Origin of the sequence: Streptosporangium brasiliense (genome assembly GCF_030811595.1) — a bacterium.
Lineage (GTDB): Bacteria > Actinomycetota > Actinomycetes > Streptosporangiales > Streptosporangiaceae > Streptosporangium > Streptosporangium brasiliense.
Genome location: NZ_JAUSRB010000001.1, coordinates 1 through 15,240, shown reverse-complemented (window position 1 = coordinate 15,240; position 15,240 = coordinate 1). Strand labels below are relative to the sequence as shown.

Below are 15,240 nucleotides of genomic sequence, written 5' to 3'. Positions count from 1 at the left end.
TCCCACCGGGGAGCGGCACGTGACCGACCAGATACCTAAGGGTATTCAGACGCATATTCCGAATGTCGCACGTATGTACGACTACTACCTCGGCGGCAAGGACAACTTCCCGGCCGACCGGGAGGCCGCGGAGAAGGTCCTCGGCGTCGTCCCCGAGATCCGCCACAGCGCCCGGTCCAACCGTGCCTTCCTCGGCCGCGCCGTCGACTTCGTCGCGCGCTCGGGCATCCGCCAGTTCCTCGACATCGGCGCCGGGCTGCCCACCCAGAACAACGTGCACCAGGTCGCCACGGGCGCCCGGGTCGTCTACGTCGACATCGACCCGACCGTCCTGGTCCACGGCAGGGCGATCCTCGGCAAGAACGAGAACGTGACCATCGTCCAGGGGGACGTGCGCCGCCCCGGCGAGATCCTGGAACACCCGGACGTCCGCGCGGCGATCGACTTCGACCAGCCGGTGGCTGTGCTCATGCTGGCGATCATGCATTTCGTCCCCGACGAGGACGACCCCGCGGGCATCATCGCCACCTTCCGCCGCGCCATGGCGCCCGGCAGCCATCTGATCCTCTCCCACGTCGCGGTCGACGCCAGGCCGGAGGCGGCCGAGGGGGTCACCAAGGTGTACGACCGGGCGTCCTCGCCCTTCGTCCCCCGGACGGGCAAGGAGATCACCCGCCTGTTCGACGGCCTCGACGTGGTCGAGCCCGGGATCGTCAACCTCCCCGAGTGGCGCCCGGCCCCCGACGCCGTGGTCCCCTACAAGGGGATCGGGTCCTACTTCCTCGGCGGGGTCGGCGTGGTCACCGGGGACAGGTGACCGCCCGCCCGGCGGGCGCGGACCGGTCGCGCCGGGCGGTCCGCGCCCCGGCCGGAGCCCGCGCCGCCGGCCGGTGACCGCCCGCCCGGCCGGAGCCGTCAGCGGCGGCGGGTGATCGCCCGCTTGACGGACGAGAGCAGGCCGTACTGGACGATCTTCCGGGCGGCGGCCAGCTCCCTGCGCAGCCCGCCGACCTCGCGCCGCAGCTCCACCGCGCTCCTGCGCCAGCGGCCCGCCTCGTCACGCCACCTGGTCACCTGGGCGCGCAGCCGCTCGTTCTCCTTGGTGAGACGGGTGATCTCGGCCTGCGCCTCCGCCCTGGCCCGGTAGGCGCCGCGGCGGCCGGTGAGCGGCCGGGCCTCGGTCCCGAACCCGTGGGTCTCGCCGTCCACCCAGAGCACCCCGAAGGTGTCCTCCACCGCGTCGTCGAGGTCCTCGTCCTGCCGCCGGACGACCGCGGCCCGGGCGAACGCGGCGGTGCGCTCCAGCCTGGCCGCGACGACCCCCTCGCCGGAGTCCTCGGCCAGCAGCACCGAGACCAGGCCGTACCCCTCCTCCACGGCCAGGTCGAGCAGGCGCGCGAGGCTGTCCTCGCCGGGGACCCAGCCGGCGGGCAGCCGCAGCCGGTACGGCGGGGCCGCCCCCTCCTCCGGCCCCTCCCCGCCGTGCGCCGGGTACGGCGCGGCCGTCCGCACCGTCCGGGGGGAGTCGAGGGCGAAGCGCACCCGCCCCTCGTGGGCGTAGTGGCCGAGGATCAGCGCCAGGTCCAGGTCCGGGTTCCTCAGCGGCGCGCGCCCCTCGGCCCGGACCCGGTCCCAGGGGCCGGTGACGGTGACCACGACGTCGGACAGGGTCCCGGCGAGGACGGCGTCCACGGTGGCGCGGACCTCGTCATAGCCGTACGCGGGCCCGTCCACCGCGCCGCCCGCTCGGCCCGCGGGCTCGACGACCACCTCCAGGTAGGGCACCTTCCACTGCCGGGCCGGGTGGGAGCGGAGCCAGCGGTAGGCCGGGATCCGGTCGGCGACGAACGCGTGGCTGACCCGGTCGATCGGCGCCTTGTCGCGCATCCGCATGGTCGGGCCCAGGTGGAAGGCGCGGGCCAGCGGCTCGGGCACGAAGACCGCGCCCGCCTGGGCGAGCCGGTAGCCCATCTCGGTGTCCTGGCCGAGGATGAGCTCGGTGTCCATCGGCCCGGCCTGCGCGAGCAGCGCGGCGTTGACCGAGGTGGCGCCGCCCACGTGCAGGCTGAAGGCCCGGTGCGGGTTGGCGGTGAGACCGTCGGTCCGCTCGACCAGGTCCACCAGCCAGGCGTGCGGCTCGGCCGGTTCGAACAGCTCGGCCAGGTCGCCGGCGGCGGCCACCGCCTCGGGGGCGGGCAGCTCGGCCGGGGTGAAACGCAGCCGGCCGGTCACCACGAGGTAGGGCGCCGCGTGGTGCCAGCGCATGTGCGCCTCGATCGAGCGGCGGTCCAGGACCACGTCGGAGTCGAGCCAGTGGATCACCTCACCGGTGGCGGCGCGGAGCCCGGCGTTGCGGGCGTGGGCCCGTCCGGGGGTGGGGCAGACGACGAGCCGGGTGCCGGCGGGCCTCAGCTCGGGCAGGCGCAGCGGCGGCTCGCTGCCGTTGTCCACCACGATGACCTCGGTCAGGCCGGCGGGGTAGGTCTGCCCGGCCAGCCCCGCGAGCGCGAGGTCGAGCTTGTCCTGGTCGCCGTAGGCGGGCACGACGACGCTGACCCGCATCGACGGCGTCCACGCGCCGAGCTCGGGCGGGGTGAGGCTCCGGTAGTCGTTACCGGTGATCCGCGCTGTCATGGCGTTTCCAGGATCAGGCTCGGGCGGAAGCCGCGCCACTGGTACGTCGCGACGCGCAGGAAGTGGGCGAGCGAGAGCCGCCAGGTGTGCTCGGCGCTCAGCGAGCGCCGCAGCACGTAGCCGAGGCCGTGGGTGCGGTAGATGCGCGCCCCCGCGGCGTGGGCGGCCTTGAGGAACCCGGCGTCCACCCCGCGGGGCAGGGCGGGGAAGCCGCCCAGCTCGGTGTATCCGGCCCGGTCGAGCAGGATCGTGCCGCCGGCCACGTGATCGGACCAGATCTCGCTGGTGTAGTCGGTGCGGCGGACGGTGGCCTTCAGCGGCTCCAGGTAGAAGAACTCGGCCGCGGAACCGACGATGTCGGCGCCGGAGTAGGACCTCGCGAGGAGAAGGTCGGCCAGGTGTTCGGGGCCGTACCAGTCGTCGTCGTCCCACTTGGCGACATACTCCCCGCTCGCCCTGGAGGCGGCCAGGTCGAGTACCTCCCCGAACGGGGTCGCCGCGTCCGCCTCGATCACGGTGACCGGCAGGCCGGACTCCCCCAGCGCCCGCCGTACCGCCTCGTGGGCGGCGGGGACGCCGTGCAGGGCCAGCAGCACCTCGACCTCGACCCGCCGCTGCCGGGCGATCTGGGCGAGCGCGGAGCCCAGCAGGTGCGGGCGCATGCTGGACATCACCACGCTGACCTTCGGGGTGGCCGTCCCGCCCCGCTCCCGCAGGCCGTGGCGGCGCAGCCGCACGCTGTGCTCCTCCCGGCGCAGGGCGGTCACCGAGCGCACCCCGCCGCGGTCCTCCTCGGGCGTCCAGTCCGCGAGCAGCCGGGCCAGCCCGGGGTCCACCCAGGCCGGCGAGGCGGCGGCGTGCATCGGCACCCCCGCGGCGGCCAGGCCGGTGACCGCGCCGGCCGGGACCTCGCGGGAGGGCCACCGGACGGTCAGGCCGCGCAGGGGCCTGAGGCGGGCGACCTCGGCGGCGTCCGGCCGGTCACCGAGCGGCTCGCCGGCGGCCGTCCATCCCTGACCGGACCATGACAGCTCGGCCGTCCCCTCCGCCGCCGACCGCAGGAAGCCGGCGGGGGTCGCGGGGAGGGGCGGGGAGGCGGCGGCGGGGGTTGGCGAGGAGGAAGGAGTGGGAGGTGAGAGAGCCGAGGAGGGGGAGGTCGACTGCGCGGGCACCAGCGAAGGATAGCGAGGCCGGAAGATCGCTTCTCACCGCACTCCGGACTTGACATGGTCGCTCGCTGACAATGACTCACAGAAGTCACACAGGTCACGAGAACCTCTTAATTTCCCATTTATCGACATATTTGCACTTGAGAAGGGGTTAGCCTCAATTACCTTCCCCAATGACAGGCAACAGACAGAGCGGTAGGAAAGGTACGCGCGGATGCCCACGCCCCGAAAACTGACGCTTCTGGCGGCGATCGCCGGCTCACTGCTCCTGGTCGGGCTGGCCCTGCTCGTGGCCGTCGACGCCGTCTCGGTGACGGCGGCCGTCGTGCTCGGCGCGATCGCGACGGTGCTCGCCGCCCAGGTCCTCGCGGTCGCGACCGTCCGCAGGGTCGACGGCAAGGCCCTGCGCATCGACAACCGGGCCAAGCGCTACGAAGCGGAGCTGGCCCAGGTCAAGGCCGCCACGGAACGGCTGGACCGGCGGCTGGCGGAGATGGTCGAGCTGCTCAGGGAGCACGGGCACCGGCGCGACGAGGATCTGCAGGCGATCCTGGTCTCCCTCGGCGAGGACCGGCTGGCCGCCATGCCCCGGCGCACGGAGGTGGAGGAGATGGTCCACGAGCTGCTGCCACGCCTGGCCGCCGTGGAGGCCAGGACCGGACAGGGCCGGCCAGAGGGAGCGGCATGAGCGGGGCCGGCCGCACCGGTCCCGGATCCTCTCTCCCACCCCACGCCCCGTCCGTGCCTCTCCCGGACGACGCCCCGTCCGCACCCCTCCCACACCATCCCCCGTCCGCGCCTCTCCCGGACGGCCGGACCGCCGTCCCGACCGCCAGGATCAGGCACAACGACTACGGACCGCTGCGGCCGCCCGCCCCGGGCGGATGGGAGCCCCGTCTCAGGGTGAGCGTGGTGATCCCGGCGCACGACTGCCAGGAGGCCCTGGACCGCACGCTCGCCGGGCTGGCCGCGCAGAGCTACCCGGCGCACCTGATGGAGGTGATCGTCGCCGACGACGGCAGCGACCCGCCGCTGCGGATCCCCGGGCTCGCCCCGGCCAACACCCGGCTCGTCCGGGTGCCCGACGGCCGCTGGGGACGCGGCTGGGCCCGCCAGACCGGCGCTGCCGCGGCGGCCGGCGACGTCCTGCACTGGGTCGACTCCGACATGATCCTCGACCGGGAGCACGTCGAGGCGCACATGCGCTGGCACCACCTCGCCTCCTACGCCGTGGTGCTCGGCGACGTCCGCTTCACCCCCGAGGGCGTCGCCCCCCTCGCCCGGGAGATCTTCGCGGCCGTGACGGCCGGGGACGCCGGGGGGCTGTTCGAGGGGTCGGCTCCGCACGCGTGGCGGGCGGACCTGCTGGAGGAGACCAGGTGGCTGCGGGACGCGGGCGCGGCGGCCTACCGCCTGCACTCGGGGGCCACCACCTCGGTCCCCGTGGCGCTCCTGCGCTCGGTCGGCGGGGTGAACACCGCGCTGAACATGGGCGAGGACACCGACCTCGGCTTCCGTCTCGCCCAGGCGGGCGCGGTCTTCATCCCCGACCCCCAGGCGCGCGGCTGGCATCTCGGCCCGTCCACCGTCATGCTCCGCGAGCGGGAGGTGCACCGGCACAACTGGTCGGTCCTGCCCGATCTCATCCCCGACCTGCGCTGGCTGCGCACCCACCCGCGCAGGAACTGGCTGGTGCCGTACGTGCACGTCGTCGTCGACGCCCGCGGCGCCTCCTACGAGGACGTCCGGGCGAGCGTGGACTCCGCGCTGGCGGGCACCCTCGTCGACGTGGCCGTCACCGTGGTCGGGCCGTGGGCCGCGCTCCCCGGCGGGCGCCGCTCCTCCCTGGACGAGCCGCTGCTCGACATGCGGCTGGTACGCAACCTCTACGCCTACGAGCCGCGTGTCTCCTTCACCGAGGAGACGCCCCGCAGCTCCGCGCCCGCGCCGTTCCGCCTCACCCTCCCCGCCGGGTGGGCGCTCGGCGCCGACAGCCTGACCGAGCTGCTGAAGCTCGCCGAGGGCGAGGGGTACGGCCTGCTGAGCGCGGTGCTCGACGGAGCAGGTGAACCGGACGAGGCGGACGGGCCGGACCGGGCGGACGGGACGGGGACCGAGGTCAGGGCGGTCAGGCTGGAGCGCACCGCCGCTTTCGCCAGGGCCGCGCTGGTCGGCGCCCCCGACGGCCCCGACGACCCCGACGGCCTGGTGCACGAGCTGTTCGGCTCGTTCTGGGTGAGCGCCGACGATTTCGGCGTCACGACCGCCGGCGAGGCGGAGCCCCTCGGCGGCGATCCCGCCAAGTGGCGGGCCGGCGCGGCCCGGTGGAAACGCGAGGCGGAACGCCTGGAGGGCGAGGTGGCCGACCTCCGCGCCGAGACCGAGCGCCTGCGGGCCGAGCTCAGGCAGTCGGCGGAAGGTCCGCAGCGCGGTCCCCTGCGCGAGATCATCGCGACGGCCATGCGGCAGGGGAAGGCCGGCTGATGTCTCTTCTGACCGATCTCGTCCGCGCCGCGGGCGAGCGCAACGGCAAACGGCGTGTCCTCGTCTACTGCGCGGGCTTCGAGACGCTCGACGGGCTGGAGCCGTACGGGCCGATCGACCTCGACGGCGACCTCGGTGACGCCCCGCGGGCCGAGGAGGGCGCCGCCGAGATCCTGGTGCTCGCCCGGACGCCGACCGACCTGCGCAGGGCCGCGACCCTGCAGTCCCTGCTGCCCATGGCCACGCGGGTCGTCGTCGCCGTGGAGGAGACGCCCCACTGGTACACCGCGCCGGTGCTGTCCCCCACGCCCGCGCACCGCTGGCGGTCGCTGACCGAGCTGCGCGTGCACCAGCCCAGGCGGCCCGCGTGGGTGGTGGAGGCGGGCTTCTCCAAGCCCACGCCCGCCGGCCGTACGCTCGCCGCGACCGCCAGGGCGTTCGCCGGGCACCGGATGGACGCCGTCGCGGCGCCCGTGGCGGGCCTGGCGGGCCCCGGCGCGGCGCACTGGCGACCCGGCGACCCCAACGCGGCCCCGGCCGGCGTGACCGGCCCGGTCCCCGACCGGTTCGGCGCCCGCGGCGGCGACCTGGTCCTGCGCACCACCGGCCAGGATCCGCCGCCCTGGTCCGGCGACGAGACCCCGGTGGACCGCCCGGTCGCCGAGCTGATGAGCTGGGAGCGGATCGGCCGCCCCGGCGGGGCCAGGGTCCTGGGGAGCGACCTCGGGGACCTGTCCGAGCCCCGGGCCATCCCGCCGGTCGACGACCGCTCGGTCAACCCCATGGGCTTCATCACGGTGCCGTCGCTCGGCATGGCCGAGCTGTCGGTGGAGTCCGGCCGCTGGTCGGTCATCTGCGAGGGCCGCACGCTCACCGCCTTCGGCGCCTCCGGCTGCGTCACCGACGTGGACGTCAGCCGGATCAGGCAGGTCAGGGGGGTGCGCGTGGACTGGCGGCGCAGCCACAGCGGCCCGGTGGCCGCGCTCCGGGTCGTCACCGGACTGGCCGCGGCCGGGGTGCCGCTGATCTGCGGCACCGTGCCCCGCTGGGCGGGCGCCCTGGGCCCCGAGCTGACCAGGCTGATCACCTCGGCCGACGAGGCCACCCTCCAGGACGACCTGGAGCGGGAGGAGCACAGCATCCGGCTCCGCCGCGAGGCGCTGCGCACCCACGGCGTCCGCACCCGCTGGGAGCAGCTGGGCGCCCCCACCGCGCCCGCGCCGCTGACCTCGGTGCTGCTGGCCACCCGCCGGCCGGAGATGGTGCGCTTCGCGCTGGAGCAGATGGCCAGGCAGCGCGGCGCCGAGTTCGAGGTGATCCTCGCCCTGCACGGGATCCCCGCCGGGCACCCCGACGTGGCGGGGGCGCTGGCCTCCTACGAGCAGCCGATCACCGTGTTCGAGGCCGGCCGGGAGACCGTCTTCGGAGCCGTGCTGAACGAGGCCGCGGCCAGGGCCTCGGGCTCGTTCCTGCTGAAGATGGACGACGACGACTGGTACGGGCCCGACTTCGTCTCCGACCTGCTGCTGGCCCACTCCTACTCGGGGGCCGACGTCGTGGGCATGGTCCCGGAGTTCGTCTATCTGGCGGCGATCGGGGTGACCGTCCACCGCGAACAGGTGACCGAGCAGATCACCAACTTCATCGCCGGAGGGACCATCTTCGCCGAGCGCTCCGCCTTCGAGGCCGTGGGCGGCTTCCGCACGCTGCCGGGCACGATCGACGCCCAGTTCCAGCACGCCGTGCAGGCCGCCGGCGGGCAGATCTACCGCACCCAGGGCCTGGGCTACATCCTGCGGCGCGGCAACGTCGCCAACCACACCTGGCGCGAGCCGATCGGCACGTTCCTGCGGCGCAACAAACGCCAGTGGCGCGGCTTCCGGCCCAGCGCGCTCATGGAACTGCCCGCGGAGGAGGTGTGAGCGCGCCGCGGATCCCGGGCAACGACTACGGGGTGCTCGGCCCGCCCGCCCCCGGGACGTGGGAGCCGCGGCTGCCGGTGAGCGTGGTGATCCCCGCCAGGGCGCAGCAGGACAAGCTCGACCTCACGCTGGCCGCCCTCGCCGTCCAGACCTACCCCGCGCACCTGCTCGAAGTGATCGTCGTGGACGACGGCAGCGCGCCGCCGCTCCGGCTGCCCGAGATCGTCCCGGACAACACCAGGCTCCTGCGGGTGCCCGAGGGCCGCTGGGGCATCGCCTCTGCGCTGGAGGCCGGTACGGCGGCCGCCGGCGGCGAGGTGATCCACCGGATGGACGCCGACATCGTCTCCTACCGCGACCACGTGGAGACGCACATGCGCTGGCACCACCTGGCCGACTACCTGGTGGTGCTGGGGACGCTGCGCTTCACCGCCATGGCGGGCACGCCGCCCACCGCGGCCGAGGTCCAGATCGCCGTCGCCAAGGACAGGGCCGACACCCTTTTCGAGGCGGACCCCGACCACCGGCACGGCTGGATCGACGAGCTCGTCGCCGCCCACCGCGGCTTCCGCGACGCGCCCAGCCCGCTGCTGCACCGCGTCCACGTCGGCGCGACGGTCTCGCTGCCGGCGGCCCTGCTGAAGGCCGCCGGGGGCCTGGACACCTCCCTGACGCTCGGCGAGGACACCGAGCTCGGCTACCGCCTCACCCAGACGGGCGCGGTGTTCGTCCCGGACGCCGAGGCGCTCGGCTGGCACCTGGGCACGACGACGGCGATGCGCAGGGCCGGTGAGGTCAGACGGCACAACGACCCCTTCATCGCCGACCGCGTGCCCTACCGGCGCAACCTGCGCACCGACGCGGGGCGCCAGTGGCTGGTCCCCTACGTCGACGTCGTGGTGGACGCCCGGGACGCCTCCTTCGAGGACGTCCGGGCGAGCGTGGACGGGGCGCTGGCCAGCACCCTGCCCGACGTGCACGTCACCCTGACCGGCCCGTGGGCGTCGCTGACCGGCGGGCGCCGCGCGCCGCTGGACGACCCGCTGCTCGATCTGCGGCTGCTGCGCGCGCAGTACGCCCACGAGGGCCGCGTCTCGTTCGCCGAGCGGGCCCCCGCGACCTCCTTCCCCGCGCCGTTCCGCCTCACCTGCCCGGCCGGATGGGTGCCCGGGGCGGAGTCGCTGGCCATGCTGGTCGGACAGGCCGACAAGGACGACGAGGGCCTGCTGCTCGTGGCGCTGGAGGAGGACGCGTCGGGCGTCGTGGCCGCCCGCCTGGAGCGGACCTCCGCCGTCGCGCGGGCGCTGCGCGTCGTCCGCGACGGCGAGTCCCTGGACGACGTGATCGCCGACCTGTACGGCGCCACCTGGCTGGACGCCGAGTCGTGGCGGCTGCGGCCGGCGGCGCGGGCCTACCCCCACTGGGCCTCGGACCGCAACCGGGAGGCCGTGCGCTGGCGCGCGGAGGCCGAGTCGCGCAGGCGGGAGGCCGAGCGTGCCCAGCGGCAGGTCGCGGCGCTCAAGGCCGAGCTGAAGGAGCTGCGCGCCTCGGCGGCCAAGGGCACCCGCGACACCGCGAGGTGGAAGGAGAAGGCCGAGCAGCGCCGGCTGGAGGCCGTCGCGCTGCGCCAGGCGCAGAAACGCTCCCTCCTCGGCCGCGCCGCCCGCCGCCTCCGCGGGCTCGTGGAGGGCGCCCGGTAGCCACCGCGCGGACCGGCTGGGCGGCTCCGGGGACCGGGCGGGCTAGTTGCGGGGCATGGGCCGGTAGCGGGCGCCGACGGCGTCGTGCATGGTCCTGACGACCGTGCCGTGGGCCTTACGGCCCGCCAGCCAGCCGAGGAAGTCGTCCAGGGTCTCGGGGGAGACCGAGTAGACGCCGCAGCCCGCGCAGACCCGGTGGAACACCAGGGGGACGAGCCCGCCGCCGGTCTTCTCGGCGTTGAGGACCTGCTGCCGCATCTGCCGCAGCAGCGTGTCCTCACGGATCGAGCCCGGCGTGCGGATCTCGTAGCGGTCCCTGGGACGCGGCTCCTCGCCGGCCGGGCAGCCGGGGCAGCCCCACTCCTTGAGCCCGCCCACCCTGCGGGCCGCGTCGTAACCGCACTGCCGGGCCACCGCCTTGGCGTCGGAGTCGACCGAGCCGAACGGGTAGGCCAGGGTGGTGGGCCGGTAGCCCCAGGCGATCAGCGTCCGGCGGTCGTCGCAGATCTGCGTGCGCTGCTCGCTCCGGGTCAGCTGGGTGAGCCGGATGTGGGTCAGCGTGTGGCCGCCGATCTCGTGCCCCGCCCTGGCGATGGCGGCGAGGGCGCGGCGGTCCAGCTTGGCGTCGCCCCCGATGGTCTCGGTGTTGACGTAGAACGTTCCTCGCATGCCCCGCCGCTCCAGCATGCGGGCCGCCGCCGTGTGGGTGACGTCTCCGTCGTCGAAGGTGAGCGAGACGACCGTCGTGACCTTGGCCGGGCGCCCGGCGCCGCTGTCGGCCTGGGCGAGCGGCGCCAGGACCGTCAGGGATGCCAGGACGGCCAGGACGGCCGCCGCCGGTGCTCCCGCCCAACGAACGATCTTCACGGTGGGCGGTCCTTCCGGTGACGGGCCAGGGCAGAGAGAAGCACCCTACAAGCCCGCGGGGCCCGTCGGATCATCCGTTACCGAACACTCACCGACACGCCCGGGACACGTGGGCGGGCCGGGGCCGAGGGCCGCCCCCTCGCCGGGGGCGGCCCTCGGCCGGTGAGCCCTCCTAGGGGGCGTCCTCGCCCTCGACCCGCATGACGCTCACCACATCGCGGACGATGTCCATCTCGCGCAGGCCGTCGATGGTGGCCGACAGCGCCGCGTCACTGGCCCGGTGCGTGACCAGGACGAGCTGGGCGTCGTCGCCGTGCCCCTCCTGGCGGACGGTCTGGATGGACACGTCCTGCTTGGCGAACATGTCGGCGACGCGGGCGAGCACGCCCGGCTTGTCGGCGACGTCCAGGGAGACGTGGTAGCGCGTGACGGTCTCGCCCATCGGGTGCACGGCCAGCTCGGCGTAGGTGGACTCCTCCGGGCCCCGCGTGCCGGCCAGCAGGTTGCGGGCCACCGCCACGATGTCACCCAGCACCGCGCTCGCCGTCGGGGCGCCGCCGGCGCCCGCGCCGTAGAACATGAGCTGCCCCGCGGAGCGGGCCTCCACGAAGACCGCGTTGTAGGCCTCCCGGACCCCGGCCAGCGGGTGTGTCCGGGGGATCATCGCCGGGTGGACCCGGACGCCGAAGGAGCGGCCGTCGTCGGAGCGGGCGCAGATCGCCAGCAGCTTGATGACGTAGCCCATCGCCTTGGCACTGGCCACGTCGGTGGCGGTGATCTCGGTGATGCCCTCGCGGTGCACGTCGGCGGCCGTCACGCGGCTGTGGAAGGCGATCCCGGCGAGGATCGCGGCCTTGGCGGCGGCGTCGAAGCCCTCCACGTCGGCCGTGGGGTCGGCCTCGGCGTATCCCAGGGTCTGGGCCTCCTCCAGCGCGTCGGAGAACGACGCGCCGCTGGAGTCCATCTTGTCGAGGATGTAGTTGGTGGTGCCGTTGACGATGCCGAGCACGCGGTGCACGTGGTCGCCGGCCAGCGACTCGCGCAGCGGCCGGATCAGCGGGATTGCGCCCGCGACGGCCGCCTCGAAGTAGAGGTCGGCGCCGTTGGCCCGGGCCGCGGCGTGGATGGTCGCGCCGTCCTCGGCGAGCAGCGCCTTGTTGGCGGTGACGACCGACTTGCCGCTGTTCATGGCGGCCAGGATGAGCGTCCTGGCGGGTTCGATGCCGCCGATCACCTCGACGACGATGTCCACGTCGTCGCGGGTGACGAGCGCTTCGGCGTCGGTGGTGAGCAGGGCCGGGTCCACGTCGGCGTCGCGCTTGCGGCCCAGCCGCCGCACGGCGACGCCGGCGAGCTCCAGCGGGGCCCCGACGCGCGCGGCGAGGTCGTCGGCCTGCTCGTGCATCAGCCGGATCACCTGGGAGCCGACGACACCGCATCCGAGGAGAGCGACTTTCAGTGCCATCTGCCCGCACTCCCCTTCTCGTTCACTTCACGCATGATTTGCTCGGCCGCGCGGCCCACCGGGCGGCCCGCCGCTTCGGGTCGTTTCAAAGCTGTCCTCTCAGCAGGTCGTCCTCGGTCTCCCGGCGGACGATCACGCGGGACACGCCGTCCTTCACCGCGACCACGGCGGGCTTGGGGAGGTAGTTGTAGTTGTTGGCGAGCGAGCGGCAGTAGGCGCCGGTGCCCGCGACGGCGATCAGGTCGCCGGGCGCCAGGTCCCGGGGCAGCCACAGGTCACGGACCACCATGTCGCCGCTCTCGCAGTGCTTGCCGACCAGGCGCGAGAGCATCGGCTCGGCGGCGCTCTCGCGGGAGGCCAGGCGCGCGGTGTAGTCCGCGCCGTAGAGGGCGGTGCGGATGTTGTCGCTCATGCCGCCGTCGACGCTGACGTAGGTCCGCAACCCCTCGACGTCCTTGACCGTGCCGACCTCGTAGAGGGTCGCGCCCGCGCGCCCGGCGATGGAGCGGCCCGGCTCGACGGTGAGCCTGGGCACCGGCAGGCCCGCGCTCTCGGCCACCTTGGTGACGATCTCCCGCAGGCTGTCGGCGATCTCCTTGACGTCGGGCGCGGTGTCGCCCTCGACGTAGGGGATGCCGTAGCCGCCGCCGAGGTCGAGCTCGGGCAGGACGACGCCGTGCTCCTGCTTGATCTGCACCAGCAGGGTGGCCAGGCGGCGCGCGGCCACCTCGAAACCGGCGGTGTCGGTGATCTGGGAACCGATGTGGGAGTGCAGACCGACGAGTTCGAGCTGGGGCAGGGCGAGGATGCGCCGGGCCGCCTCGGCCGCGGCGCCGCTGCTCAGCGAGAAGCCGAACTTCTGGTCGTCGTGGGCGGTGGCGATGAACTCGTGGGTGTGCGCCTCCACGCCCACGGTCACCCGGATCATGACCCGGGGGCGCCTGCCGTGCTTGTCGGCGAGGAAGCCCAGCCGGGCGATCTCCTCGAAGGAGTCGGCCACGATGTGCCCGACCCCGGCCTCGACGGCCTTCTCCAGCTCGGCGAGGGACTTGTTGTTGCCGTGCATCGTGATCCGCTCGGGCGGGAATCCGACGCTCAGCGCGACGGCGAGCTCGCCCGCGCTGCACACGTCGAGGCCGAGGCCCTCCTGCATGACCCAGCGGGCGACCTCGCGGCACAGGAACGCCTTGCCGGCGTAGTGGACCTCGCCGCCGGCGAACGCCTCGCGGTAGTCGCGGCACCGGGAGCGGAAGTCTTCCTCGTCCACCACGTAGAGAGGGCTGCCGTGCTCCTTGACCAGGTCCCTGACATCCGCGCCGCCGATCGTGACCGAGCCGTCGACGCGGCTCGACGTTCGCGGCCAGATCGTCGGGTCGAGCGTGTTCAGGTCGGCAGGTGCGTGCGGAGGGCGCTCCTCGGGCAGCACTTCGGCGTGCCGGTCACCGGCGGGGTGGGCGAATCGACTCACCCGATCGAGGCTATCGGACGCGGTGATCCCTGTGGGACGAGTGCCCATCTGGCGAGACACGATCGACCGGAAAGACGCAAATTTTTAGTGCCATTAATAACTTAGGCCACATATTTTTACGTTTTGTGGCGATCTAACCGCTAGGAGACCTGGTCCGCGGGAGCGCTCCAGGTGTTGCACGCCCGCACCGTGCCCTCCTTCTGCCCGCGCAGCATCCACGCGGCGCTGCTCGCGCCCGAGCCGTGCGACTCCCGGGACTCCGCCTGCCGCCCGTCCGCCTCCTCACCGCCCCGTGCCAGCCACCGTCGCTGCTCGCGCAGCAGGATCGGCCCGACGGTCCGCAGCGCCGCCGCGGCCAGGCAGTCGGCCTGCAGTTCGAGACGCCGGGACCACGCCTCGTCGAAGACCTCCGACCCCCGCCGGTCGGCGATGCCGCTGATCTCCTGGACATGGTGGGCGTACTCGTGCGCGAGGGTGAACATCATCGGGAAGGCCCGGCCCTCCTCGACCAGCACGTTGACCACGCGTCCCTCGGGACAGTAGATCCCGGCCCAGCCGTGGTCGTCGGTCCCGCACGCCGCCTCCCGCGGACGGTCGACCAGCCGCACCTCGCCGGGGCGCGCGTAGTCGAGATCGGCCTCGGCGAGGGTGGCGGCCCACATGCGGTCCAGGCACCGCGAGAGCGCCCGCAGCGTCCTGCCGACGTCGGCGTCCGGGTCCGGGGGCAGCGTGTCGCAGCGGCCGTCGACCGGGCCGCTCTCCTCGTAGAGGCGGTGCGTGGCCGCGGCCGAGCGGGGCGAGCCCGGCGCGGTCCCGATCAGCGCCTGGAGGTCGCCGCCGAGATAGGCGAGCCCGCCGAGGATGATCGCGAAGGCGAGCGCGGCCGGCAGCGTCCGCCGGATCGCGCCGCGGCGCCGCGGGCCGCCCGCCGGCCAGTCCCGCGGACCGTTCACCCGTCCTCCCAAGATCTGTTCTTGGAGGGTTTATCACAGCATGTCGGGCGCCGTCTCGCCCAGCGCCGCCAGTCCCTCGGCCAGCACGTCCCGCACGGCCCGGGCCTGCCGTACCCGGGCGGCGTGCCGGGCCGACGGCTGCTCGTCGCCCGCGGGCAGCGCCGGAGCCCGCTCGAAGGCGTCGTGGTAGGCCAGGGCGAGCTGCTCGGCGTAGGCCGCCCAGCCGGGGTCCCGGCTCACCCGCCTGCCGTGCACCTCGGCCAGCGACCTGAGCACCGCCCGGTCCCACCGGCCGTCGAGCAGCTCCGGCCGGAACTCCCCGCCGACCCCCAGCTCCGCCGCCCAGCGCTGTACGGCGACCGCCCGCACGTGCGCGTATCTCACGACGAACCCGGGGTTGCTCCACGTCCTCGGCGAGTCGGTCCACGGCGACGCGCCCCCGGCCGGGGCGGCGGCCGGGCCGATCTCCGCCACGAGCTCCCCCGGCACGGTCACCGCGATCTCCAGGAAGCCGTCGCCCCGCACCCGGACGTCGGCGATCCCCGGCAGTGCGCGCAGCCGCGCCGCCATCTCCCCGG

Annotated in this window: 12 protein-coding genes; 5 read left to right on the top strand and 7 right to left on the bottom strand. The window is 74.3% G+C overall.

Annotation, left to right across the window (positions count from 1 at the left end; genetic code table 11):
• The first annotated feature begins 19 nt into the window (after positions 1-19).
• Positions 20-817: an SAM-dependent methyltransferase gene (locus tag J2S55_RS00060; RefSeq protein WP_306856384.1), complete on the top strand. Its 798-nt coding sequence runs from the start codon at positions 20-22 to the stop codon at positions 815-817.
• A gap of 98 nt (positions 818-915) precedes the next feature.
• On the opposite strand, the gene J2S55_RS00055 is transcribed toward J2S55_RS00060, so the two are convergent.
• The gene (locus J2S55_RS00055) at positions 916-2,634 is read right to left on the bottom strand and encodes a glycosyltransferase family 2 protein (RefSeq protein ID WP_306856383.1); all 1,719 of its coding nucleotides are present in this window, start codon (positions 2,632-2,634) and stop codon (positions 916-918) included.
• Positions 2,631-3,806 (bottom strand): glycosyltransferase family 2 protein, encoded by a 1,176-nt coding sequence (locus tag J2S55_RS00050; protein WP_306856382.1) that lies wholly within the window; start codon positions 3,804-3,806, stop codon positions 2,631-2,633. The genes J2S55_RS00055 and J2S55_RS00050 overlap by 4 nt, the downstream gene beginning before the upstream one ends.
• A 211-nt stretch (positions 3,807-4,017) precedes the next feature.
• Between J2S55_RS00050 and J2S55_RS00045 the strand changes: the two genes are divergently transcribed.
• The 4 genes from J2S55_RS00045 to J2S55_RS00030 all read left to right on the top strand — a co-directional run bounded on the left by J2S55_RS00045 (position 4,018) and on the right by J2S55_RS00030 (position 9,909).
• Positions 4,018-4,491, top strand: coding sequence for a hypothetical protein (locus tag J2S55_RS00045; protein WP_306856381.1), 474 nt, complete (start codon positions 4,018-4,020; stop codon positions 4,489-4,491).
• Positions 4,492-4,706: 215 nt separating this feature from the next.
• Positions 4,707-6,287: a glycosyltransferase family 2 protein gene (locus tag J2S55_RS00040; protein ID WP_306856380.1), complete on the top strand. Its 1,581-nt coding sequence runs from the start codon at positions 4,707-4,709 to the stop codon at positions 6,285-6,287.
• Positions 6,287-8,209 (top strand): glycosyltransferase, encoded by a 1,923-nt coding sequence (locus J2S55_RS00035; protein ID WP_306856378.1) that lies wholly within the window; start codon positions 6,287-6,289, stop codon positions 8,207-8,209. The genes J2S55_RS00040 and J2S55_RS00035 overlap by 1 nt, the downstream gene beginning before the upstream one ends.
• Positions 8,206-9,909 carry a glycosyltransferase family 2 protein gene (locus J2S55_RS00030; protein WP_306856376.1) on the top strand — a complete coding sequence of 568 codons (1,704 nt, stop codon included), beginning with the start codon at positions 8,206-8,208 and terminating at the stop codon, positions 9,907-9,909. Before J2S55_RS00035 ends, J2S55_RS00030 begins: the two co-directional genes overlap by 4 nt.
• A gap of 42 nt (positions 9,910-9,951) precedes the next feature.
• Here the strand turns inward: J2S55_RS00030 and J2S55_RS00025 are convergent, their stop codons facing one another.
• The 5 genes from J2S55_RS00025 to J2S55_RS00005 all read right to left on the bottom strand — a co-directional run.
• A complete protein-coding gene (locus J2S55_RS00025) occupies positions 9,952-10,776 on the bottom strand; it encodes a polysaccharide deacetylase family protein (RefSeq protein WP_306856375.1) in 825 nt (274 codons plus the stop codon).
• A 172-nt stretch (positions 10,777-10,948) separates the two neighbouring features.
• Positions 10,949-12,241 carry a homoserine dehydrogenase gene (locus tag J2S55_RS00020; RefSeq protein ID WP_306856374.1) on the bottom strand — a complete coding sequence of 431 codons (1,293 nt, stop codon included), beginning with the start codon at positions 12,239-12,241 and terminating at the stop codon, positions 10,949-10,951.
• A gap of 85 nt (positions 12,242-12,326) precedes the next feature.
• The gene (gene lysA / locus J2S55_RS00015) at positions 12,327-13,709 is read right to left on the bottom strand and encodes a diaminopimelate decarboxylase (RefSeq protein WP_306856372.1); all 1,383 of its coding nucleotides are present in this window, start codon (positions 13,707-13,709) and stop codon (positions 12,327-12,329) included.
• Positions 13,710-13,849: 140 nt separating this feature from the next.
• Entirely contained in the window at positions 13,850-14,662 is an 813-nt protein-coding gene (locus J2S55_RS00010; RefSeq protein WP_306856370.1) for a neutral zinc metallopeptidase, read from the bottom strand.
• A gap of 33 nt (positions 14,663-14,695) precedes the next feature.
• A partial coding sequence (locus J2S55_RS00005; protein ID WP_306856368.1) for a DALR anticodon-binding domain-containing protein occupies positions 14,696-15,240 on the bottom strand: 545 nt, incomplete at its 5' end.